Here is a 20,152-nt window from a genome sequence, read left to right as displayed (position 1 = left end):
TCAGCCGTCGATCTCCTTGAAGACCTCGGCGGCCGAGCGGAACGCATCGATCGCCGCCGGCACGCCGCAGTAGATCGCCGTCTGCAGGAAGACCTCCTTGATCTCCTCGCGCGTGAGCCCGTTGTTGAGCGCGCCGCGCACGTGGATCTTGAGTTCGTGCGGCCGGTTCAGCGCGGTCAGCATCGCCAGGTTCAGCAGCGAGCGCGAGCGCCGGTCCAGCCCCGGCCGGTTCCAGACATCGCCCCAGCAGTACTGGGTCACCAGCTCCTGCATGTCGATGGTGAAGTCGGTGGCGTTCCGGATCGACGCATCGACGTAGGCATCGCCCAGCACCTCGCGGCGCGTGGCGAGGCCTTCATCGAATAGCGCCTGGTTCTTCGGGGCGTAGGGACGAGTCACGGGCAGCTCCTGTCAGCGGAAGACCAGCCGGTCCGGCCGGCGATGGGAGGCAATGTAGCCCGGTGCCGACCATGCGATGCCCAATGGGCCTGCACGCTGCCGGACGTGGGACGCATCCGACACCCGCATGCCGTGTTCCATCTTGGCTCATTTACCTGTCCGGTAAAGTCCCATCCGCCGTCCGCACCCGTTGACCGGAGATCGCGCGGGTCAGTTCGCTCTTGACCTGGCCGCCGGCTGGCGGCTGGTGTTTGCGCCCGCGGACGAGCCGATCCCTCGGCGCGCCGACGCCTCCATCGATTGGCCAATCGTGACCATCGTCTGTATCGAATTCATTGGGGACTACCATGGCTGACTCTGTGTTCGCGCCCGACTGGGTGTCGCCGCCCGGGGACACCATCCTGGACCTGCTCGAGGAGCGCGGCTGGACGCAGCTGCAACTGGCCGACCGGCTCGGCTTCTCCCTGAAACACGTCAATCAACTGATCAAGGGCAAGGTCCCTCTGTCGGAAGACGCGGCCGTGCGGCTTCACACCGTTCTGGGCGGCTCGGTCGGCTTCTGGCTGAAACGGGAGGCCCACTATCGCGAGCGCATCGCGCTTCAGGACGCCGCCGAGCGGAACGCGACGATGGTGTCCTGGCTGGACCGCTTTCCGATCAAGGAACTCATGGCGGTCGACGTCCTGGACAAGCGTCGGCTGGACGCGAAGTCCAAGCCGGCGCTGGTGGGCGAAATGCTGTCCTTTTTCGGCGTCGCCAGTCCTCAGCAATGGGAGCGCCAGTACGGCGAAATGCAGCTGGCCTTCCGTCGCAGCCGGCAGGACCAGGCCGATGTCGGCGCGATCTCGGCGTGGCTGCGCATGGGCGAGCGCCTCGCGGAAAGGCAGGACGGACCGCGCTACGACGAGGCCCGCTTCCGCGCCGCGCTCGAGGACATCCGCGCGCTGACGCTTCAATCGTCCGGGGACTTCCTGGCGGCCATGCGGCGTCTGCTGCAGGGCGCGGGCGTGGCCTTCGTGCTGGTGCCCGCGCTCCCGCGCACCCATGTGTCAGGCGTCGCGCGATGGCTGAGCCCGAGCCGGCCCTTGATCCAGCTGTCGCTCTACGGCAAGACCAACGACAAGTTCTGGTTCAGCTTCTTCCATGAAGCGGCCCACCTGCTGCTGCATGGCCAGCAGAAGTCGACGGTCTTCCTGGACGATCCGACCAAGTCGGGCAGCAATTCCAGAGAGGAGCGGGAGGCGGATGCCTTCGCTTGCGATGCTCTGATCCCGCCAGCGCTCGCCCGCGAGCTTCCGAACATCGCTGGCACGCGCGCGGCGGTGCGCGCCTTCGCGAAGCGCGCCGGCATTCACCCTGGCATCGTGGTCGGCCGGATGCAGCACGACGGCCTGCTCGACCTGGCCTGGCTGAATGACCTCAAGGTCAGTTTCCGGTGGGAGGCCGGTACCGACTGACGGTCCCCGTGCCGCGACATCCGCGTCTCCACGCCGCGGCGGCCGGGCCGGACGTCGTCTTCACCGCGCCAGCATCACCTCGTGATGCCCCTTCCCCGCCGGAATCATCGGGAAGCAGTTCTCCACTGGCGCGACGGCCACGTCGAGGAAATACGGGCCGTCGCTCGCCAGGCACTCGGCGAGCGCCGCATCGAGCGTATCCCGCCGCGTCACCCGCGCCGCCTCCCAGCCGAAGCCTTTCGCCACCGCGACGAAGTCCGGCATGCAGGCGTTGTAGCTGTGGCTGTAGCGCTCGCCGTGATGCAGCTCCTGCCACTGCCGCACCATGCCCATGTGGCCGTTGTTGCACAGCACGACCTTCACGCCCGCGCGGTGTTGCCGCGCCGTGGCCATCTCCTGCAGGTTCATCAGGATCGACGCGTCACCGCTGACGCACACGACCAGCCGCCCCGGATGCGCCACCTGCGCGCCGATCGCCGCCGGCAGGCCGTAGCCCATCGTGCCGGCGCCGCCCGAGGTGAGCCAGCGCCGCGGGCGCTCGAAGGCCAGGTGCTGCGCCGCCCACATCTGATGCTGGCCGACGTCCGTCGACACGACCGCGTCCCGGCCGGCGAGCTGCACCTGCAGCCGCGCCATCAGCGCCTGCGGCGCGATCACCTCCGGCGTGTCCTCGAAGGCCAGCGATCGGCGCGAGCGCCAGTCCTGGATCCGCGCCCACCAGTCGGCCAAGCGCTCCGGCGGCATCGGGCGTCGCTCCACCGCGCGGCGCAGGCGCGGCAGCAGCGTCCGCGCGTCCCCGCACAGGGCGAGGTCGGCGCGCCGGACCTTGTCGATGGACGAGGGGTCGATGTCGAGGTGGATCACGCGCGCGCCGGGCGCGAAGGCATCTAGCCGGCCAGTCACCCGATCGTCGAAGCGCGCGCCGGCGCAGACGATGAGGTCGGCGTGATGCATCGCCAGGTTGGCCTCCAGCGTCCCGTGCATGCCCAGCATGCCCAGCCAGTGCGGCGACGACGCCGGCACGGCGCCCAGCCCCATCAGCGTCAGCGTGCAGGGCGCGCCGGCCAGCGCCACCGCGGCCGCGAACGCGGCGCAGGCCTCGTCGCCGGCGTTGATCAGGCCGCCGCCGCCATAGAACACCGGCCGGCGCGCGGTGGCGATCCAGTCCACGGCCGTTTCCACCGCACGCACGTCGACGATGGGCGAGACGGGCAGCGCCGCCGCTTGCGGCCGCTCGTGTGCGGTCCGGGCGGTGGGCCTGGCATCAAGCCTCTCATCAGGCCGCGCCGGCGCCAGCTGCACATCCTTCGGCACGTCCAGCAGCACCGAGCCCGGACGACCGCCCCGCGCGATCTCGACGGCCTTGCGCACCAGCGCCGCGACGTCGCCACCGGGCCGCGCCTGCGCGTTCCACTTGGTCACCGGCCGCGAGATGCCCAGCGCATCGCACTCCTGGAAGGCGTCGGTGCCGATCGCCGCGCTGTTCACCTGGCCGCTGATGCACAGCACCGGCACCGAGTCGCACAGCGCGTCCAGCAGGCCCGTCGTCGTGTTGCTCATGCCGGGGCCCGAGGTCACCAGCACGACGCCCAGCCGGCCGGTGCTGCGCGCATACCCCTCGGCCGCATGCACCGCCGCCTGTTCATGGCGGACCAGGATGTGGCGCAGGCGCGGCTCGCCGTGCAGCGCGTCGTACAGCGGCAGCACCGCCCCGCCGGGATAACCGAACACGGTGTCCACGCCGCAGGCCACCAGCGTGTCCAGCAGCGTCTGGGCGCCGTTGCGCGGTGCCGCATTCCCGAGCGGGGCGACAGGGCCGGCGCTGGCCGGCGATGAGGGGGAGGAGGGAGAACAGGGCGCATCGATGACCGCGCCACGGGCGCTGACCTGGGCGCCGTCGAACCTGGCATTCATGGGTCCAGTGTCCCGGCACTGGCCCGGAAAGGGTTGCCGTTCTTGCCTCATAGAATCCACCGCACAGCAAATCTTCCTTTTGAAGCGCGATGGATCAGCAAATCAAGCTCGACAAGTTCGACCGCGCCATCCTGCGTGCGCTGCAGCGCAACGCGCGCGCCAGCCTGCAGGAGGTCAGCGAGGAGGTCGGCCTGACCACCTCGCCCTGCTGGACGCGCATCAAGCGGCTGGAGGAATCCGGCGTGATCGAGGGCTACACCGTCAAGGTGAACGCCGAGAAGATCGGGCGGCCCGAGCAGCTGATCGTGCAGCTCACCCTGAACAAGCACACCGACGCGGCGATGGCGGAATTCGCCCGCCACCTCGAGGCCATCCCCGAGGTCATCGATGCCTACCTGGTCTCCGGCGATTACGACTACGTGCTGCGCCTGTCCGTGCGCGACACCCGCGACTACGAACGCCTGCTGCGCGAGAAGCTCTACAAGATCCCCGGCGTGCGCCACAGCAAGTCCAGCTTCGTGCTGCGCTGCCTGAAGGCGAGCTCCCTACCCCTGTGAACGGCGCCCCGCGAACGGTACCGCGCCGAATGGTGGGCTGCCGCGGTCGGCGCGACCTCCGTCGAGGCCGCTCAGTCGGCGTCCGGCGCCTCGCTCGAGGTCGAACCCGGCGCGAACGACGCGCCCTCGACACGCGCCGGCAGCTCGGGCAGCCGCAGCAGGCGCAGCATGTAGGTCCGCGCGGCCGCGACATGGCGGCGCATCGCCTCGCCCGCGGTGACCGGGTCGGCCTGCCGGATCGCCTCGACCATCGCCCGGTCCTGGACAGCCAGCACGTCCAGCTCCGACGCCCACAAGGCCATGCGCGAGCGCCGGACCGCCTCCAGCAGCCGCCCGCGCGAGGCCTGCATCCCCAGCGCCTGCGCATTGCCGCCCCAGCGCGCGAGTTCCTCGTGCAGCGTCTCGTCGGCCGCCAGCAGCTCCCGCGCACGGCCATCTCGGGCGGCCTCCTCCACCGCCCGCACGAGCGCCTCGACCTGCGGCCCGTGCGCCGCCTCGCGGGCCTCGGGCCGACCGCAGGCCTGGGCCAGCAGCATCGTGTGCAGCGCTTCGCGCACGTCGAAATACTCCTCGATGAAGCGCGCGTCCACCGCTCGCACCACCGCGCCCTTGTTCATCCGCATGTCCACCATGCCGTCCCCCTGCAACTGCAGCAGCGCCTCCCGCACCGGCACGTTGCTGACCTGGTAATGCGCGCTCAGCTCGTGCAGCGTCAGGTGCTGGCCCAGGCGCCAGCAGCCGTCCTCGATGTCGGCGCGGATCTGGTCGCGCAGGCGCAGGTAGGTCGGCGCATTGATCGGGTGTGTGGATCGAACCATCGCGGCACTCCGTCCAGCAATTGCGGTGAATGAACGATTCACTCTAAGGAGCGCGCTCCCTGTCCATTCCCGGCGAAACGCGTCGCCGCCCGCGTTCTTGCCGAAGCGCAATGAACCGATGTCTCGCGCCGGCATGGACTGCGCAATCGACATGTATGTCGCCTGGCGCCCTACTGGAATCAGTCGAATCACCCCGTGTCAATGGGACAGGCTGTGTCGTTTCCGCATCGCTCGCGCGCAGGGCGCTACAGTCGCGCCCGGGAGGTCAGCGACACAGAGGCAGATGCCCAGGTCAATTCACCCCGAATGGAGTCAGCCGAATGGCGAAATCCTTGAAACAAGTCCTGAGTCAGATCGAGAAACTTCAGAAAGAAGCCGAGGCGCTGCGCGCGAAGGAAATCTCCGGCGTGGTCGCGCGGATCCGCGAGGCCATCGATCACTACGGCCTGACCCCCGAGGAATTGTTCGGCGCGACCCTGCAGCGTCCGCGCGCCGGCCGCAAGGCCGCCGCGAAACCGGCCCGCGCGGCCACCACCGCCAAGCGCAAGGCGCCGCGCGGCGCCGGCACGCCGAAATACCACGATGGCGCCGGTCGCACCTGGACCGGCGTCGGCAAGCGTCCCACCTGGTTCAAGGAAGCGCTGGCGGCCGGCAAGACGGCCGAGGACCTGCTGATCGGTTGACGTCGGCGGCCCGGGTCGGCGGACCCTCGCGCCGCGAGGCCCGCCGGGCCCGTCACCAGATGCGGCAGCGCTCGGCGTCGGGCTTGACCATCTTCTGGCCCGGCTTGCAGTGGAAGGCCCGCTCGAACTCCGGCATGTTCACCGCGACCCCGTTGATCCGGTAGCGCCCCGGCGAATGCGGGTCGGTCAGCGCATGCACGCGCGCGTACTCCGGCCGCGCGTGGCTGCAGTCCCACTGCGCGAAGCCGACGAAGAAGCGCTGCTCCGGCGTCAGGCCGTCGCGGTCCGCCGGCGGCGGCGACATGTCCGCGATCTGCGCCTTCCAGGCCGCATGCGCCAGCACCAGGCCGCCCAGATCGGCCAGGTCCTCGCCCAGCGTCAGCTTGCTGTTGATGCGGATGTCGTCGACGACCACGTACTGCGCGTACTGCTTCGTCACGCAGGCGGCGCGCTGCTCGAAGGCCTTGCCGTCCTTCTTCGTCCACCAGTCGCGCAGGTTGCCCTTGGCATCGAACTGCCGGCCCTCGTCGTCGAAGCCGTGGGTCAGCTCATGGCCGATCGTCCCGCCGGTGTTGCCGTAATTCGGCGCGTCATCCAACTTGGGATCGAACAGCGGCGGCTGCAGCACGCCGGCCGGGAAGTTGATGTCGTTCATCTGCGCGTCGTAATACGCGTTGACTGTCTGCGGCGTCATGCCCCATTCGCCGCGGTCCAGCGGCTTGCCGATCTTGGCCAGCTGGCGCTTGAGCTCGAAGGCATTGCCCCGCATCACATTGCCGGCGAAATCGTCGCGCGCGACGCTCAGCGCGCCGTAATCGCGCCAGCGGTCCGGATAACCGACCTTGTTGACGATCGCATGCAGCTTCTCCTGGGCGCGCTGCTTCGTGGTCTCGCTCATCCAGCTCAGCGACCGGATGCGCGCGGCCATCGCGTCCTCGATCTGCTTCGTCATCGTCAGCGTCTTGTCCTTCAGGTCGGGACTGAAGTTGCGGGCGACGAACTCCTGGCCCAGCGCCTCGCCGAGCTGCGCGTCGACCAGCTCGACGCAGCGCTTCCAGCGCGCCTTGTTCTGCGGCACGCCCTGCAGCGTCTGGCCGAAGAACTCGAAGTTGGCCTGCACCGCGGCGCCGGAGAGCGTCGGCGCCTGGCTGCTGACCAGCTGCCAGCGCAGGTAATGGCGCCACTGCGCCAGGTCGCGCTGGCGCAGTTCCCTGGCCATGGCCTTGAAGAAGGCCGGCTCGGTCACGTTGTAGGCCGCCTGCGGGTCCAGGCCCAGCGCGCGCTGGTAGGCCGCCCAGTCGAAGCCGGGCGTGAGCGCCTGCAGCCCGGCCGCCTTCATCGGGTGGAAGCCCTTGTAGGGATCGCGCTTGTCGACGCGGCTCAGCGAGGCGCGCGCCAGCGCGGTCTCCAGGGCCATCACCTGCCTGGCCTGCGTGCGCGCCGCCTCCGGCGCATCGCCGAGCAGCTCGAAGCTGCGCGCGACATGCGCGATGAACTGGTCCCGCAGGGTGCGGGATTTCTCGTCGGCCTTGAAGTAGTACTCGCGGTCCGGGAGGCTCAGCCCACCGGCGTAGGCGAAGGCGATGACGCGCGCCGAGTCGGCCATGTCCTGGCCCGAGCTGAAGTGGAACAGCACGCGCTCGTTGTTGGTCGCCAGGTGCAGCGCGGCCAGCAGCGCCGGCAGATCGCGGCGGTCCTTCAGCGCGTCGATGCGCGACAGCAGCGGCCGCAGCGGCGCCAGCGCGTGGCGCTCGGCCGCCGCTTCGTCCATGCAGGCGGCGAAGTAGTCGCCCATGCGCGCCTGGTTGGCGCTGCGCGCCGGATCGGCGGCCGAGAGCTTGTCCAGGATGCCCCAGAGGTAGCGCTGGTTCTCGTTGGCCATCTTGGCGTAGACCGACCAGCGCGCCTGGTCCGGCGGGATCGGGTTGGCCGCCATCCAGCCGCCGCAGGCGTACTGGTAGAGGTCGTCGCAGGGATCGGCGTTGCGATCCATCGCCGCGGTGTCCAGGCTCGGCGTGTAGGGCAGCTGGTCGAGCGGCGCTTCGGGCGCGGTGGCGGGTGCGGATGCGGCCGCGCCGGGCGCGGGCGTCGCGGCCTGGGCGAAGGGGGCGGCGCCAAGGGAAACGGCCGCGACAAGCGCGGCCGCCGTGGTGCGGGCGAGGGGGTGACGGGTCATGCGCGACAGCCTGGAGTTCTTGCTGGCGGGCATTCTCCGTCAGCGTCCCGCGGCCGCCGAGGTGCCGGAGGACACCTCGGGTAGACCCGACCGCGAGTGACCGGGCCGCCGGCCGGTCAGGGCGCCACGTAGCTGCTCAGCGCCTTCGGGAACTTGAACAGCCACAGGTGGGTGAGGCGGTCGACCTCGTTGCCGCGGGTCACGCGCGCGGTGACCGCGCCGGCCGCGCAGCTGCCGTCCTGGACGATCACGCCGTTGGCGTCGACGGTGCACTCGGTCGGATCGCCGGCCAGCAGCTTGCCCTTGGCGTCCACCAGCGTCGACTTCAGGCCGAAGTCGTTGTCGTTGATCAGCGCCAGCGTGTTGCCGTCGACGACCGCCAGGCCCTCGGCCTTCTCGGCCTTCCAGCCGGCGGCGTTCAGGTCCAGCAGCACCGTCTTCTTCAGCTTCACGACCTGGGCCCAGGTCACCGCCGAGGCGGTCACGCCATCGATGCTGTTGCGCTCGAGCTCGGTCCCGATGGCGGCGATGTCGGTCGCCGCGGCCGGCAGCTCCACCAGCATCAGGAAGTTGCGCACCGCGCCGGTCGAGTCGGCGCCCTGCTCGATGACGATGAACCTGCCGTTGCCCAGCGAGACCAGGTCGCCGAGCTTGGCGCTGCCGGTGCGGTTGCGGTCCCACTTCTCGCCCTTGGCGGCGAGCGGGTAGCTGAGCGGATAGGCGTAGAGCCGCGAGGTCTCGGTCTTGGGATCGAACTCGATCCAGCGCGCGAACTGGGCGAAGTCGCGCACCTTGACCTTGTCGGTGGTCTTGCCGTCCTGGTCCAGGTCGGCACTGTCGACGACCTCGAGGCTCTTGCCGGCGGCGTCCACCGGATCGATCGGGCTCTGCAGGAAGCCATGCAGCCGGCCGGTGGCCGCGTCCATCGTCAGGCCTTCCATGCCACGGTTGGGGCGGCGATGCTTCAGCACCTCGGGCAGGCTGCCGGCGGTCGTGCCGGGCGCGTAGCGCTTGACGACCTGGAAGCTGGCCGCGTCGATCTTCACGATGAAGGGGCCGTACTCGTCCGAAGTCCAGAACACCTTGTTGGCAGCGTCGTGGACCAGCGTCTCGCTGTCCAGGCCGTTCGCGTCGAAGTTGCCCTTGGTCTGGTCGAACTTCAGGGTGTCGGCCAGCGGCACCTCGGCGCTGTTGCCGACGGCGCCGAAGGGCAGCGGGCGGCCGGTGACCTTCGAGCCGTCGGGGTTCTTGAGCGGATTCAGGCTGGTGATGACCGCGCCGTCCTTGCCCAGCGTGATCACGCCGATCGACGGCGCGAAGCTTGGCGCGGGGAACATCTTGGTCGTCACGGCCGCGCCGGTGTCCGGGCGCGGCGCGCTCGGGCTGTCGCCGTTGGGGCCGCGGTCGGTGATGCCCCAGAACTCCAGCGCGCCGTCGGCGTTCCTGCCCTTGTAGGCCAGGCCCGAGCCGACCGCCGGATAGAAGCCCTTGGGGAAGTCCTTCTTCGCGTCGGCGTTGCTGCCCTCGTAGGGCACGTACTGGTTGTCGGCGGCGCGGATCTGGAACTTGGTGATCGCGACGGCGCCGCCGGCGCTGTCCTGCGTGGCGCTGCTGGTCTCGGTCTTGCCGAGCAGCGTGGCCATCGTCGATTCGTAGTGGTCGATCGCGGCGGCGCGGCGGCTGGCGCTCATCGCGCGGCCGGCGTAGGGCTGGCCGTAGACGTCGTTCTGCCCGGCCGGCAGCAGCGCGGCGAAGGCCTTGTCGAAGTCGGCCGCGGCCAGGTTGAAGTCCAGCGCCTGGGTCAGCGCGTCGTGCACCGCGGCCGTGATGCGGATGCCGTTGGTGGGATCGTCGTCCTCGTCCAGCGCCTGCAGGAAGACGAGGCGGTTCTGCAGCTTGACGTCGCCCAGCGTGCTGGTGCCGGCGAGGTCCGCCGCGGCGACGGTCGCCGCGCAGGCGGCGCTGCCCACGACGACGCCGCCGACGCTGAAGCTCACCGTGTCGCCCGCCTTGCAGGTGAAGACGCCGTTCGCGCCGGTCTTGCCGGAGATCGCCGACGGCATGGCCTGGTAGCTGACGCCCTCCACCGGCGCATCGACGAGCCGGCCCTGCGTCGGCTGGACGACGGCCGGGATGTCGTAGCCGTCGTTGTCCTTGGTGTTGCAGGCGCTCAGCGCCGCGATCGCGGCCAGGCTCATCAGGGTCCGGCCCAGCCGGCTCGGACGGCGCAGGCGGGGAACGGAACGGACGGTCGTCTTCTTCATGTCGATCTTTCGTGGCTCGAGGACGCCGCGGCCCGGTCTCCCTCGACGGGCCGGGTGGCGACAGGGCGGCACGCTAGGCAGCGCGGATGACAGCCCCGTGAAGCGCGTTAACGAATCGTCACGAATACGACAGGAAACCGGGAATACCCCGGGCGAAGGCCGACAGCAGAAAGCCCCGGCACCGCGTCGGGCGACGCGGGCCGGGGCCCCGGTCAGACGGCTGCAGAGGAGGAGATCAGCCGTTGACCTTGATGCGGTTGTTGACCGACTGGACGCCCTTGGCGGCCAGGGCCATCGAGCCGGCGCGGTCACGCGCGGCCAGGTCGGGCGCGGTGCCGTCCAGGGTCACGTGGCCCTTCTCGGTCTCGACCTTCACATCGAGCGCGCTGAGCTTGGGGTCGCCCGCCAGCGCGGTCTTGATGGACGTCGTGATCTGGGCGTCGTCGACGGCGGCGCCGACCTTGTCGACGGTCCGGTCCATCTTGTTGCCCATGTTGTCCATGGCCTGGCGGGTGTCCTGCTTCGCTTCCTCGGACTTCTGCTCCATCTTGGAGATGCCGTCGTCCAGGCGCTGGCCGGCGGTGCGACCGTCGTCCTCACGACCGCAGGCGGTCAGGGCGACGGCGGCCACCACGGCGGGCAGCAGCAGGGCGAGTTGGCTGGGGCGGGAAGAGTGCTTCATGGCGAGGCTCCTTTCGGGGATATCGCGGTGTCGCGGAAATTCCGCGGAAGGCCGCGGATCCATGCCCTCACTCTAGGCAGGCGCCCGGCGCCACCGGGTCGGCGGCGACCGGAAGCGGTGGTCGCCGAGCGTCCCGGGCGCTCGTAGGAGCCCGCCTACAGCCCGCCACCCGCAGACGAGGCGCCACCTTCCCCGGGCATCCCCGCCATCCCGGGAATCGGAAAGTCGATGCGCGGAATCTCCGGCTCATCGCGTTTGAGCGGCAACCAGGCGCAGACCTCGGTGCCCTGCCCCGGCGCGCTGCGCAGGCGCAGCTGGCCGCGCTCGGCCTCGACGCGGAAACGCATGCCCAGCAGCCCGTGCGAGCCCAGCGTGAGCCGGTCCGGCTCGAAGCCCTGGCCGTTGTCGGCGACCACGACCATGGCCTGCGCGTATTCGCGCTTGAGCGTCACCTCGACCTCGGTGGCCCGGGCGTACTTGGCGGTATTGGTCAGCGCCTCCTGCACCAGCCGGAAGGCCGTCAACTGCGCGCTGGGCGGCAGCTCGACCGCGGGATCCAGGCTCATGCGGATCGGCACGCCGAGCCGCTCGGAGGTCTCGCGGCACAGGATCTCGAGCGCCGGCACCAGGCCGAGCTGGTCCAGCGTCGACGGCCGCAGGTCCTCGATGATGCGGCGCTTGAGCGCGATGCCGCTGTTGAGCGTCTCCGTCAGGTGGTTGAGCCGCTGCATCAGGTCGGGCGCCCCGGCCTGCAGCTTGGGCCGCAGCCGCGCGACGTCGAGCTTGGCCGCGGTCAGCAGCGCGCCGAGCTCGTCATGCAGGTCGCGGGCGAGGCGGGCGCGCTCGTCCTCGCGCGCGGTCTGCAGGTGGCGGGCCAGCTGGGTGAGCTCGGCGGTGCGGCGCGCCACCTCGACCTCCAGCCGGTCGCGCTCGGCGCGCACTTCCTGCGCCTGCTCGGCGCGCTGGTCGTCGAGCGCGCGGCTCTTGCGCACGAACAGCACGAACACGATCAGGCTCAGCAGCGTCATGCCGGCCACGCCGATGCGGCTGAGCATCAACGTGTCGTAGACCTGGCCGGTGCCCAGCGCGATGCGGCGGTTCTCGTCGGCCAGCAGCTCGGCCGAGCGACGGCGGATCTGCTCCATCTGGTCGCGGCCGATGTCGGTCATCATGAGCTCCCGGCCGGCCGCCTCGCGCCCGCTCTCATAGAGCTTGAGCACCTCCTGCAGCTCGCTGAGCTTGGCGCCGACGGCGCTGGCGATCTCCTTGCTGCGGCGCTCGGCATCCTCGGCGCCGACCTGCGCGTACATCCGCTGCAGCGCGCTGAGCCCCTGCGAGGCGTCTTCCGCGGCGAAGCGGTAGGGGTCCAGGTATTCCGGCCGGCGGGTGATCAGGTATCCCCGTTGCCCTGACTCGGCGTCGGTCACGCGGGCCATCAGCCGGAGCAGTTCCATCCGGGCCCGGCCCAGCGTGTCCAGACGGTCCATCTGCGACACGGCGCCGAAGTAGGCCAACTCGCTGATCAGGATCATCAACAGGGCCACGAACACGCCCAGCGGCATCGCCCAGGTCTTGCGACCCAGGTTCGTGACGGTGTCCTTCAGGCTCATCCTCTACACTCCCCGAGCGATTTCGCTCGCTTGACCATCGCCTCACCATGATCCGAATCGCCATCGTCGACGACCACGCGATTGTCCGCGCCGGGCTGCGGCAATTCCTCTCCGAGCAGGTCGACCTGCGCGTCACCGGCGAAGCCAGTTCCGGCCGCGAGGCCCTGGACCTGGCCCGCGCCGGCGAAGTCGACGTGATGCTGATGGACCTCTCGCTGCCCGACCAGAGCGGCGTCGAGACCCTGGCCGCCATCAAGGCCCGCAAGCCCGAGCTGCCGGTGCTGATCCTCAGCGGCTTCCCCGAGACCCACTACGCGACCACGCTGCTGCGCCAGGGCGCCAGCGGCTACCTGAACAAGGAATGCGACCCCGAGGAGATCGCCACCGCGATCCGCACCGTGTTCCGCGGTCGCAAGTACATCACGCCCGCGGTGGCCGAGCTGCTGGCCGAGGGCCTGGGCGCGCCGGCCGACCAGGCGCCCCACGAGTCCCTGTCCGAGCGCGAACTGCAGGTCTTCCTGCGCCTGGCCCGCGGCGAGACCGTCGGCCATATCGCCGACGGCATGTCGCTGAGCGTGAAGACGGTCTCGACCTACCGCTCGCGCGTGCTGGAGAAGCTCGCGCTGAACACCAACAGCGAGCTGACGTATTACGCCCTCAAGAACGGGCTGATCGAGTAGCCGCATCGCGATGGGCCGCATCGGCCAGGCCGCCGCAGTAGGCGAGCAGGTCCTCGAGCTCGGCTGACTTGTCGAACACCTTGTCGGCGCCCAGCGCGAAGCAGCGCTGGCGCATGTCCGGCGTCGCGTAGTTGCTCAGCACCACGCGGCGCGCCTGCGGCATCCGCTCGCCGGCGGCGCGCAGCACGTTCAGCCCGGTGCCCTGGGCCAGGAAGATGTCGATGATCAGCAGGTCGCAGCCGGGATGGGTTTCCGACAACCAGTCCAGCGCGCCGCGCTCGTCCTCCGCGTGACCGAGCACGCGCAAGTCCACCATCTCCTCGAGCGTCGCCACCAGGTTCTCCCGGATGACGGCGTTGTCCTCGACGAGGAAGCAGGTGAGGGCGGCGCTGGCGGGCTGGGACTCCATGGCGGGACTCGTGTACTTCTCGGAACCACAAGCGGGTGCGCGCGAACGGACGGGATGCGGAGGCACACCGTCCGTTCGCGCACAGCGCCCGGGGCGGTCGGTCAGGCCGCCACCGGGCGCGTGTCGGTCGCGCGTCAGCGCGTCAGGCTGGGCCTCCGCGGCCCGATCGGTCACCCGATCAGTTGCGGATGGCGATCTCGTTCTTGACGCGCTTCACGCCCTTGACCTCACGGGCCAGGCGCTCGGCATCGGCCTTCTCGGTGGCGCTCTTGGCGAAGCCCGACAGCATCACCTCGCCCTGCAGCGTCTCGACGTGGATGGAGCTGGCGTCGACGGTCTTGGCCTCGACGAACTTGGACTTCACCGCGGTGGTGACGGCGGCATCGTCGACGTATTCGCCGACCGAGGATTGGCCGCGGGTGACGGCGCAGCCCGGCAGCATCGTGATGGCGCCCACAGCGGTGGCCAGGGCGAGAACGGTGGCTCGAATCATCATGTTGATCTCCTTGGATTGATGACAGGGCTCGGACTCACGCGGCGTGGCGGTCTGTCGACACGACGGCAGGGGCCGGCTCGGCGAACGTCGCGGGGGCGTGGTCCATCAGGTAGGGCAGGGCCGCTTCCAGTCCCAGGACCGGTTCGTGGTCGCCGACGGCGGTCCACTGGACCTGGCAGGCGATCTCATGAACATGCAGGGCGAGGGAATGGTGGTCGGCGATACCCATCTGTCGGCTCCTTGTGCACCCCGCGGTGCGCTGGAACTGACTCTACGTATGCCGAACAGCCGGCCCTGTCGTCCGCATGCGCGTTGTTGTGTAGGACAAGCGGAGATCGCCGGCGAATGGCGCGCCCGCGGTTCGGGTCAAAGGCGGCGAGGGCGATCACCGCCTGCGGGATGAGGCAATGTCCTACAGGGCGTCGCGGGCGACCCCGACACCCACGGGCATGCGCCCTGCCTACGATCGCGGCCATGGAAACGCTGGAAATTGTGAATGCCGAACTGCTGTTGTCGACCCCGCTGACGGTGGTCGTGCGGGCGCGGCTGGACTTCATTGAAGCCGACGGCCACGAGACGCAACGCGAACTGGCCCTGGTGATCCCGCGCAGCCGCTGCGACGGCGACCGCCCGCTATGGCCGGCGCTGATGTCCGCGGCCAGCGAGCACTGGCACCGCTGCCCCGGCAGCGCGCGCCGCCTGCAGGTCTGCATCGACGGCGAATGGGAGACGCTGCTGACCTCGCAGCTGGCCCACTGAGCCCGCAGCCGCACAGCAGTGCGATGACGACGGGGCGTCGTCAGCCCGGACACGGATAATCCGCCGCTGGCCGATCACGGCCCGACGACGATGATCCGACGCCTCACTTCCGATTCCCTTCGCCCCTGGGCCATGGCGGCCCTGGCGGCCGCGCTGCTGGCCGGCTGCGGCGCCTTCGGGCCGGGCAGCGCCGCGCGCAAGAACTCCGTCTACCAGAACGAGCGCTTCGCGGCGGACGAGACCTTCTCGCGCCTGTTCGACGCCAGCGTCAACGACACCTGCGAGGCCGCGCGGCGCGCGCTGCTGAGCCAGGGCTACGTGATCAACACCGCGACGCCGGACTCGATCGCCGGCACGAAGCGCTTCCAGCCCGAGGGCGAGGTGCACGTGGAGATCAGCTTCACCATCGTCTGCGTGCCCGAGGGCGGCAGCGGCAAGCTGGCCACCGCCTACGTGTCCGCGCTGCAGGACCGCTACAACGTCAAGCGCAGCGCCAATTCCACGAGCCTCGGCGTGAGCGCGATCGGCTCGATCTCGGTGCCGCTGTCGTCGACCTCGGAATCACTGGTCAAGGTCGCGTCCGAGACCATCCCGGCCGGACAGTTCTACGACCGCTTCTTCGCGCTGATGCAGCGCCTGTTGAAGGACCAGGGGGCAGCGGAATCGCCGGTCGAGGACAAGACCGGCGGGTGATCTGGGCTACTTCGCCTTCAGCGTCGGATCCTCGCGCTGAATCTTTTCTGCCAGTTCTTGAATTTCAGCCTCGATCAATGGATCGATGTCTGGAAACCCACCGGCACCGTACCGTTCCCGAGTCAGCCTGACAGCTTCCTCGGTCGACATCGGACGACAGAATCGCGCGGCAATTTCCCAAGGGTTCATAGGGTCACCGCACCAATTCTTCATCCGCATACCAGCCGTGCAATTCCGGCGCACGGCGCACTTGCACGCTCGCCACGTCAAACCACTTCCTCGTGATCTCATCCATCCGCACTGCTCCACCTCGACAACGAGGCGGAAAGTCTGGTGCCGCCGGTGCCTCCCAAAAACGAAAGAGGGCGCCTCGATGAGCGCCCCCTTTGACCTAGCACAAGCAACGACCCACCGAGGGGTGGGTCGCATCGTCGTCACTCCGCCGTCGTCCCGTGCGGCTTTACCGCGGTGCGGGTCTTCTCAAGGACCAGCCCGCGGCGCTCCAGCAGCGGCTGGATCTGCGGCTCGTGCCCGACGACGCCGCGGAACAGCGTCAGCGCGTCCTGGCTGCCGCCCTGCGACAGCAGCTTGGCGCGGAAGGTGTCGCCCAGCTCGCGCTTGAGGCCGCCATTGGCCTTGAACCACTGCACCGTGTTGGCGTCCAGCACCTCCGACCACACGTAGGCGTAATAACCGGCCGCGTAGCCGCCCATGATGTGGCTGAAGTAGGGCGTGCGGTAGCGCGGCGGCACCGCGTCATAGTCGTAGCCCTCCTCGCGCAGCGCCTGGGCCTCGAAGGCCATCACGCCGTCGGCCGCCGGGATCCGGTCCAGCGGCAGCTGGTGCCAGCGCTGGTCCAGGCTCGCGGCGCTCAGGTACTCGGTCGAGGCGAAACCCTGGTTGAACTGCTTGGCCGCCAGCACCTTGTCCAGCAACGCGCGCGGCATCGGCTCGCCGGTCTTGTAGTGCTTCGCGTAGTTCGCCAGCACGCTCGGCCAGTCCGCCCACATCTCGTTGACCTGCGACGGGTACTCGACGAAGTCGCGCGGCACCTTGGTGCCGGCCATGCTCGGGTACTTCACGTTGGAGAACATGCCGTGCAGCGCATGCCCGAACTCGTGGAACAGCGTCGTCACCTCGTCCCAGGTCAGCAGCGTGGGCTTGCCGTCGGCCGGCTTCGGGATGTTGAGGTGATTCGCCACCACCGGCTTCTGGTTCATCAGCCCGCTCTGGTCGACATAGGCATTCATCCAGGCGCCGCCACGCTTGGAGGGCCGCGCGTACAGGTCGGCCAGGAAGATCGCCAGCTGCGAGCCGTCCGCGTTGAACACGTCGTAGACCAGCACGTCGGGGTGGTAGACCGGCAGGTCGCGGCGTTCCTTGAACTTGAGGCCGTAGAGCTGCCCCGCCGCGTAGAACACGCCGTTCTCCAGCACGTTCCTCATCTCGAGGTAGGGCTTGAGCTGCGACTCGTCGAAGCCGTACTTCTCGGCCCGCAGCTTCTCGCTGTAGAAGCTCCAGTCCCAGGCGGCCAGCTTGAACGAGGGCTGATGGCGCGCGGCCTGCTCGCGATCGATCACGGCCTGCAGCTCGGCGCCCTCGCGCCGGGCCGCACCGACCGCCGACGGCGCCAGCTGGCGCAGCATGCCGTTGACGGCCTGCTGGGTCTTGGCCGTCTCGTCCTTCAGCACGAAGTCGGCATGCGTGGCGAAGCCCAGCAGCCGCGCCCGCTCGGCCCGCAACGTGACCACGCGTGAGACCAGCGCGGTGTTGTCGAAGGCATTGCCGCGCGAGCCGCGCGCCACCGAGGCCTCGTACACCCGCTGGCGCAGCGCGCGGTTCTCCAGCTGCGCCAGCACCGGCTGGCCGGTCGTGTTCAGCAGCGCAATCAGGTACTTGCCGTCCAGGCCGCGGGCCTTGGCGGCCGCCGCGGCGGCGGAGATCTGCTCCTCGTCCAGCCCCTTGAGTTCCTCCAGGCTGTCGACGACGACCGCCGAGTCGTTCACTTCCGCCAGGACGTTCTGGTTGAAGCGCGCCCCCAGCTGCGCCATCTCGGCGTTGATCGCCTTCATGCGGGCCTTGCCGTCCTCGTCCAGCTTCGCGCCGGCGCGCAGGAACTGCTGGTACTGGCGTTCGATCAGGCGCTGCTCCTGCGCGCCCATGCCCAGCGCGGCGCGGCGCTGGTACAGCGCCTCGATGCGGGCGAAGAGCCTGGGGTTGAGCTGGATCGCGTCGCGGTGCGCGGCCAGGCGGGTGGCGTAGTCGGCCTGCAGCTTCAGCCGCGCGGGGTTGGCGTCGGCGCCGGTGAGGCTCATCAGCAACGTGGTCGCGCGGCCCAGCGTGCGGCCGCCGCGTTCGAGCGCCACGATGGTGTTGTCGAAGGTCGGCGCGGCCGGGTTGTCGGCGATCGCGGCCACCTCGGCCAGTTGCTCCGCCATGCCCTGGTCGAGCGCGGGGCCGATGTCGGCATCGGGAATGCGGTCGAACGGCGGGTACTGCAGCGGCAGCGGACTCGGCGCCAGCAGCAGGTTGGCGGACGGCGCGCCGGTGGCGGCCGACGCCACGGCGGAGGCCGGGGCCGCGGCGGGCGTGACGGTCTGCGCCAGGACGGGCGCGGCGAGGGCCACGGTGGCGGCCAGGACGAAGGGAATCCTCATGGGAGACGGCCCGCGTGGGTCACAGGCATTCGTGTTGTGCGAGGCCGCCACCTTAGCCGATGACCCCGCCGGGAACGAAGGGCATGGGCGTCGTCCGCCCCCGTGGCGAACCCTGCCCCGGGACAACCCTGAGGCCTTCCGCGGCAAGACGTCACGACGGCGTTGGCGATTAGCATGTCGGCTCCCCTTGCCGCACATCGCGGGACCGGCCCGCTTCCCCACCGACCCATGTCCGACTCCACCTTCCAGTGGGCCGTGATCGGCCCGGGCGCGATCGCCCATCGCTTCGCCGATGCCGTCGCGCGCCTCGACGGCTGCCGCCTGCATGCGGTCTGCGGCCGCGATGCCCATCGCGCGCAGCAGTTCGCCGACCGCTGGTCCGCAGCGGGAGAGTCCGCCGTGCTTGCCCACACCGATCCGGCGGTGCTGCTGGCCGATCCGGCCATCGACGGCGTCTACGTGGCCACGCCCCATGGCCAGCACTACGAGCCCGTCCTGGCCGCGCTGCGCGCCGGCAAGGCGGTGCTGTGCGAGAAGTCGCTGGTGCCCAATCAGGAGATGGGCCGCCGCCTGGTCGAGGCCGCGCGGACGCACCGGAGCTTCCTGATGGAAGCCGTCTGGACGCGCTTCCTGCCGGCCTACCAGGAGCTCGCGGCCTGGCTGCGCGACGGCCGTCTCGGCGCGCTGCACGGGTTGCAATCGAGCTTCTGCTTCCCCGCGCCCTACGACCCCGACAGCCGCATCTTCAGCCCGGCGCTGGCCGGCGGCGCGCTGCTGGATGTCGGCATCTACAACCTGACCGCCACGCGCTGGGTGCTGCAGCACGCGCTCGGCGAGGTGCCGCCGCTGGTGGACCTGCAGGTGCGAGCCAAGCTCGCGCCGACCGGCGTGGATGCGCGGCTGGCGGTGGCGCTGGACTTCGGCGACGGGCTGGTGTCGCAGTTCCATTGCGCGGTGGACACCTTCGCGCCCAACACGATGCAGGTGCTGGGCGCGGCTGGCGCCATCGTGCTGCCGGAGACCTTCTGGGAAGCGACGCGTCTGCAGTGGCTGCCGGCGCGCGGCACGGTCGAGACGATCGAGCGCCCCTTCGAGATCAACGGCTTCGAGAACGAGATCCGCGAGGCGATGCGCTGCGCCCGCGCCGGTGAGATCGAAAGCCCGGTGGTCCCGCATGCGGAGACGCTGGCGGTGCTCGGCTGGATGGATCGCATCCGCGCGCTGGCCGGCGTGCGCTATCCCTTCGACGACGACTTCCCGCCGCCGCGCTGACGCGGCCGGGAGAAGACCACAGGAACAGCCAGCAGCGAGGCCTCATGGAGACACGACCCGGCGCCTTTTCCGACTCGATTCCCGTGCCGCTTCCCGACAGCCCGGCGCTGCGGATCGAGCGCGCGGCGCCCGACGACCTGCCGCGCATCGAGAACCTGATGCAGTTCTACAACTACGACCTCAGCGAGTGGACGCCGGTGGCGTTCGCGCCCGAGGGGCGCTACCAGCTGCGGCCCAAGGCGCCGTACTGGGCGCAGCCGGACGTGCATCCGTTCCTGATCTGGGTCGGCGACGAACTGGCCGGCTTCGCGGTGGTCGACCGCGACTGCGAGGACAGCCAGTCCGACCACAACATGGGCTACTTCTTCCTCGCGCGGGGCTACCGCGGCCATGGCCTGGCGGCGCGCGCGGCCGGCGAGGTACTGGCGCGCTTCCCGGGCCGCTGGGAGGTCTACCACCTGATGGCCAACACCCCCGCCGCGCAGTTCTGGCCCGGCGTCATCCGCGGCCGCGCCGCCGGCGAGATCGATCGCGAGGTCCGCACCCTCCACGGCGACGAGTGCTGCCTCTACCGCTTCACCGTGGCGCTGCCCGCCGGCGCCTGAGCCCACCACGTCCCCTCACGA

20 protein-coding genes are annotated in these 20,152 nt (G+C 69.9%); 8 read left to right on the top strand and 12 right to left on the bottom strand.

Features of this window, described 5'->3' with window-relative positions; translation table 11 throughout:
* Positions 1-399, bottom strand: a complete 399-nt coding sequence (gene pcaC, locus FHT38_RS22895; RefSeq protein ID WP_183493327.1) for a 4-carboxymuconolactone decarboxylase — start codon at positions 397-399, stop codon at positions 1-3.
* Between the two features lie 347 nt (positions 400-746).
* Between pcaC and FHT38_RS22890 the strand changes: the two genes are divergently transcribed.
* Positions 747-1,856 (top strand): helix-turn-helix domain-containing protein, encoded by a 1,110-nt coding sequence (locus FHT38_RS22890; protein WP_183493326.1) that lies wholly within the window; start codon positions 747-749, stop codon positions 1,854-1,856.
* A gap of 60 nt (positions 1,857-1,916) precedes the next feature.
* Here FHT38_RS22890 and ilvB read toward each other — a convergent pair whose 3' ends face one another.
* A complete protein-coding gene (gene ilvB, locus FHT38_RS22885; RefSeq protein WP_183493325.1) occupies positions 1,917-3,770 on the bottom strand; it encodes a biosynthetic-type acetolactate synthase large subunit in 1,854 nt (617 codons plus the stop codon).
* Positions 3,771-3,859: 89 nt separating this feature from the next.
* Here ilvB and FHT38_RS22880 point away from each other — a divergent pair, with 89 nt between their 5' ends.
* Positions 3,860-4,327 carry an Lrp/AsnC family transcriptional regulator gene (locus FHT38_RS22880; RefSeq protein ID WP_221211160.1) on the top strand — a complete coding sequence of 156 codons (468 nt, stop codon included), beginning with the start codon at positions 3,860-3,862 and terminating at the stop codon, positions 4,325-4,327.
* 71 nt (positions 4,328-4,398) lie between these two features.
* On the opposite strand, the gene FHT38_RS22875 is transcribed toward FHT38_RS22880, so the two are convergent.
* Positions 4,399-5,145, bottom strand: a complete 747-nt coding sequence (locus FHT38_RS22875) for a GntR family transcriptional regulator (RefSeq protein ID WP_183493324.1) — start codon at positions 5,143-5,145, stop codon at positions 4,399-4,401.
* A gap of 332 nt (positions 5,146-5,477) precedes the next feature.
* On the opposite strand from FHT38_RS22875, the gene FHT38_RS22870 reads away from it, so the two are divergent.
* Positions 5,478-5,828, top strand: coding sequence for an H-NS histone family protein (locus FHT38_RS22870; protein WP_310735233.1), 351 nt, complete (start codon positions 5,478-5,480; stop codon positions 5,826-5,828).
* A gap of 52 nt (positions 5,829-5,880) precedes the next feature.
* On the opposite strand, the gene FHT38_RS22865 is transcribed toward FHT38_RS22870, so the two are convergent.
* The 4 genes from FHT38_RS22865 to FHT38_RS22850 all read right to left on the bottom strand — a co-directional run bounded on the left by FHT38_RS22865 (position 5,881) and on the right by FHT38_RS22850 (position 12,560).
* A complete protein-coding gene (locus FHT38_RS22865; RefSeq protein WP_183493323.1) occupies positions 5,881-8,004 on the bottom strand; it encodes a M13 family metallopeptidase in 2,124 nt (707 codons plus the stop codon).
* 116 nt (positions 8,005-8,120) lie between these two features.
* Positions 8,121-10,268 (bottom strand): esterase-like activity of phytase family protein, encoded by a 2,148-nt coding sequence (locus FHT38_RS22860; RefSeq protein WP_183493322.1) that lies wholly within the window; start codon positions 10,266-10,268, stop codon positions 8,121-8,123.
* Between the two features lie 235 nt (positions 10,269-10,503).
* On the bottom strand, positions 10,504-10,950 hold the full coding sequence (locus FHT38_RS22855; RefSeq protein WP_183493321.1) for a BON domain-containing protein: 447 nt from the start codon (positions 10,948-10,950) through the stop codon (positions 10,504-10,506).
* Positions 10,951-11,105: 155 nt separating this feature from the next.
* Positions 11,106-12,560 (bottom strand): CHASE3 domain-containing protein, encoded by a 1,455-nt coding sequence (locus FHT38_RS22850; protein ID WP_091729834.1) that lies wholly within the window; start codon positions 12,558-12,560, stop codon positions 11,106-11,108.
* A 47-nt stretch (positions 12,561-12,607) separates the two neighbouring features.
* Here FHT38_RS22850 and FHT38_RS22845 point away from each other — a divergent pair, with 47 nt between their 5' ends.
* The gene (locus tag FHT38_RS22845; protein WP_091729829.1) at positions 12,608-13,240 is read left to right on the top strand and encodes a response regulator transcription factor; all 633 of its coding nucleotides are present in this window, start codon (positions 12,608-12,610) and stop codon (positions 13,238-13,240) included.
* On the opposite strand, the gene FHT38_RS22840 is transcribed toward FHT38_RS22845, so the two are convergent.
* From FHT38_RS22840 to FHT38_RS22830, 3 genes are all read right to left on the bottom strand, one after another.
* Positions 13,218-13,649, bottom strand: coding sequence for a response regulator transcription factor (locus tag FHT38_RS22840; RefSeq protein ID WP_183493320.1), 432 nt, complete (start codon positions 13,647-13,649; stop codon positions 13,218-13,220). The two genes, FHT38_RS22845 and FHT38_RS22840, sit on opposite strands and share 23 nt — an antisense overlap.
* A 178-nt stretch (positions 13,650-13,827) precedes the next feature.
* Entirely contained in the window at positions 13,828-14,145 is a 318-nt protein-coding gene (locus FHT38_RS22835; RefSeq protein ID WP_091729824.1) for a BON domain-containing protein, read from the bottom strand.
* Between the two features lie 34 nt (positions 14,146-14,179).
* Positions 14,180-14,374 carry a hypothetical protein gene (locus tag FHT38_RS22830; RefSeq protein WP_091729820.1) on the bottom strand — a complete coding sequence of 65 codons (195 nt, stop codon included), beginning with the start codon at positions 14,372-14,374 and terminating at the stop codon, positions 14,180-14,182.
* A gap of 245 nt (positions 14,375-14,619) precedes the next feature.
* On the opposite strand from FHT38_RS22830, the gene FHT38_RS22825 reads away from it, so the two are divergent.
* Positions 14,620-14,904, top strand: a complete 285-nt coding sequence (locus FHT38_RS22825; protein ID WP_091729815.1) for a hypothetical protein — start codon at positions 14,620-14,622, stop codon at positions 14,902-14,904.
* A 90-nt stretch (positions 14,905-14,994) separates the two neighbouring features.
* Positions 14,995-15,597, top strand: a complete 603-nt coding sequence (locus tag FHT38_RS22820) for a DUF2242 domain-containing protein (protein ID WP_221213879.1) — start codon at positions 14,995-14,997, stop codon at positions 15,595-15,597.
* A gap of 6 nt (positions 15,598-15,603) precedes the next feature.
* Here the strand turns inward: FHT38_RS22820 and FHT38_RS25125 are convergent, their stop codons facing one another.
* Positions 15,604-15,786, bottom strand: a complete 183-nt coding sequence (locus FHT38_RS25125) for a hypothetical protein (RefSeq protein ID WP_186830522.1) — start codon at positions 15,784-15,786, stop codon at positions 15,604-15,606.
* Positions 15,787-16,031: 245 nt separating this feature from the next.
* Entirely contained in the window at positions 16,032-18,254 is a 2,223-nt protein-coding gene (locus tag FHT38_RS22815) for a M3 family metallopeptidase (RefSeq protein WP_183493319.1), read from the bottom strand.
* Between the two features lie 228 nt (positions 18,255-18,482).
* On the opposite strand from FHT38_RS22815, the gene FHT38_RS22810 reads away from it, so the two are divergent.
* Positions 18,483-19,526: a Gfo/Idh/MocA family protein gene (locus tag FHT38_RS22810; protein WP_183493318.1), complete on the top strand. Its 1,044-nt coding sequence runs from the start codon at positions 18,483-18,485 to the stop codon at positions 19,524-19,526.
* A gap of 44 nt (positions 19,527-19,570) precedes the next feature.
* Positions 19,571-20,131: a GNAT family N-acetyltransferase gene (locus FHT38_RS22805; RefSeq protein WP_183493317.1), complete on the top strand. Its 561-nt coding sequence runs from the start codon at positions 19,571-19,573 to the stop codon at positions 20,129-20,131.
* The last annotated feature ends 21 nt before the right edge of the window (positions 20,132-20,152 follow it).

The organism is Mitsuaria sp. BK041 (assembly GCF_014193085.1).
Lineage (GTDB): Bacteria > Pseudomonadota > Gammaproteobacteria > Burkholderiales > Burkholderiaceae_C > Roseateles.
Note: the sequence above shows the minus strand (reverse complement) of the source record. Positions and strands in the feature narration are given on the sequence as shown.

What these genes read in the sequence shown, in the direction of transcription:
- FHT38_RS22890 (WP_183493326.1), top strand. Translation starts at nt 747, where the DNA reads ATGGCTGACTCTGTGTTCGCGCCCGACTGGGTGTCGCCGCCCGGGGAC.
- ilvB (WP_183493325.1), bottom strand. Translation starts at nt 3,770, where the DNA reads ATGAATGCCAGGTTCGACGGCGCCCAGGTCAGCGCCCGTGGCGCGGTC.
- FHT38_RS22880 (WP_221211160.1), top strand. Translation starts at nt 3,860, where the DNA reads ATGGATCAGCAAATCAAGCTCGACAAGTTCGACCGCGCCATCCTGCGT.
- FHT38_RS22875 (WP_183493324.1), bottom strand. Translation starts at nt 5,145, where the DNA reads ATGGTTCGATCCACACACCCGATCAATGCGCCGACCTACCTGCGCCTG.
- FHT38_RS22865 (WP_183493323.1), bottom strand. Translation starts at nt 8,004, where the DNA reads ATGACCCGTCACCCCCTCGCCCGCACCACGGCGGCCGCGCTTGTCGCG.
- FHT38_RS22860 (WP_183493322.1), bottom strand. Translation starts at nt 10,268, where the DNA reads ATGAAGAAGACGACCGTCCGTTCCGTTCCCCGCCTGCGCCGTCCGAGC.
- FHT38_RS22855 (WP_183493321.1), bottom strand. Translation starts at nt 10,950, where the DNA reads ATGAAGCACTCTTCCCGCCCCAGCCAACTCGCCCTGCTGCTGCCCGCC.
- FHT38_RS22850 (WP_091729834.1), bottom strand. Translation starts at nt 12,560, where the DNA reads ATGAGCCTGAAGGACACCGTCACGAACCTGGGTCGCAAGACCTGGGCG.
- FHT38_RS22845 (WP_091729829.1), top strand. Translation starts at nt 12,608, where the DNA reads ATGATCCGAATCGCCATCGTCGACGACCACGCGATTGTCCGCGCCGGG.
- FHT38_RS22840 (WP_183493320.1), bottom strand. Translation starts at nt 13,649, where the DNA reads ATGGAGTCCCAGCCCGCCAGCGCCGCCCTCACCTGCTTCCTCGTCGAG.
- FHT38_RS22835 (WP_091729824.1), bottom strand. Translation starts at nt 14,145, where the DNA reads ATGATGATTCGAGCCACCGTTCTCGCCCTGGCCACCGCTGTGGGCGCC.
- FHT38_RS22830 (WP_091729820.1), bottom strand. Translation starts at nt 14,374, where the DNA reads ATGGGTATCGCCGACCACCATTCCCTCGCCCTGCATGTTCATGAGATC.
- FHT38_RS22825 (WP_091729815.1), top strand. Translation starts at nt 14,620, where the DNA reads ATGGAAACGCTGGAAATTGTGAATGCCGAACTGCTGTTGTCGACCCCG.
- FHT38_RS22820 (WP_221213879.1), top strand. Translation starts at nt 14,995, where the DNA reads ATGATCCGACGCCTCACTTCCGATTCCCTTCGCCCCTGGGCCATGGCG.
- FHT38_RS25125 (WP_186830522.1), bottom strand. Translation starts at nt 15,786, where the DNA reads ATGAACCCTTGGGAAATTGCCGCGCGATTCTGTCGTCCGATGTCGACC.
- FHT38_RS22815 (WP_183493319.1), bottom strand. Translation starts at nt 18,254, where the DNA reads ATGAGGATTCCCTTCGTCCTGGCCGCCACCGTGGCCCTCGCCGCGCCC.
- FHT38_RS22810 (WP_183493318.1), top strand. Translation starts at nt 18,483, where the DNA reads ATGTCCGACTCCACCTTCCAGTGGGCCGTGATCGGCCCGGGCGCGATC.
- FHT38_RS22805 (WP_183493317.1), top strand. Translation starts at nt 19,571, where the DNA reads ATGGAGACACGACCCGGCGCCTTTTCCGACTCGATTCCCGTGCCGCTT.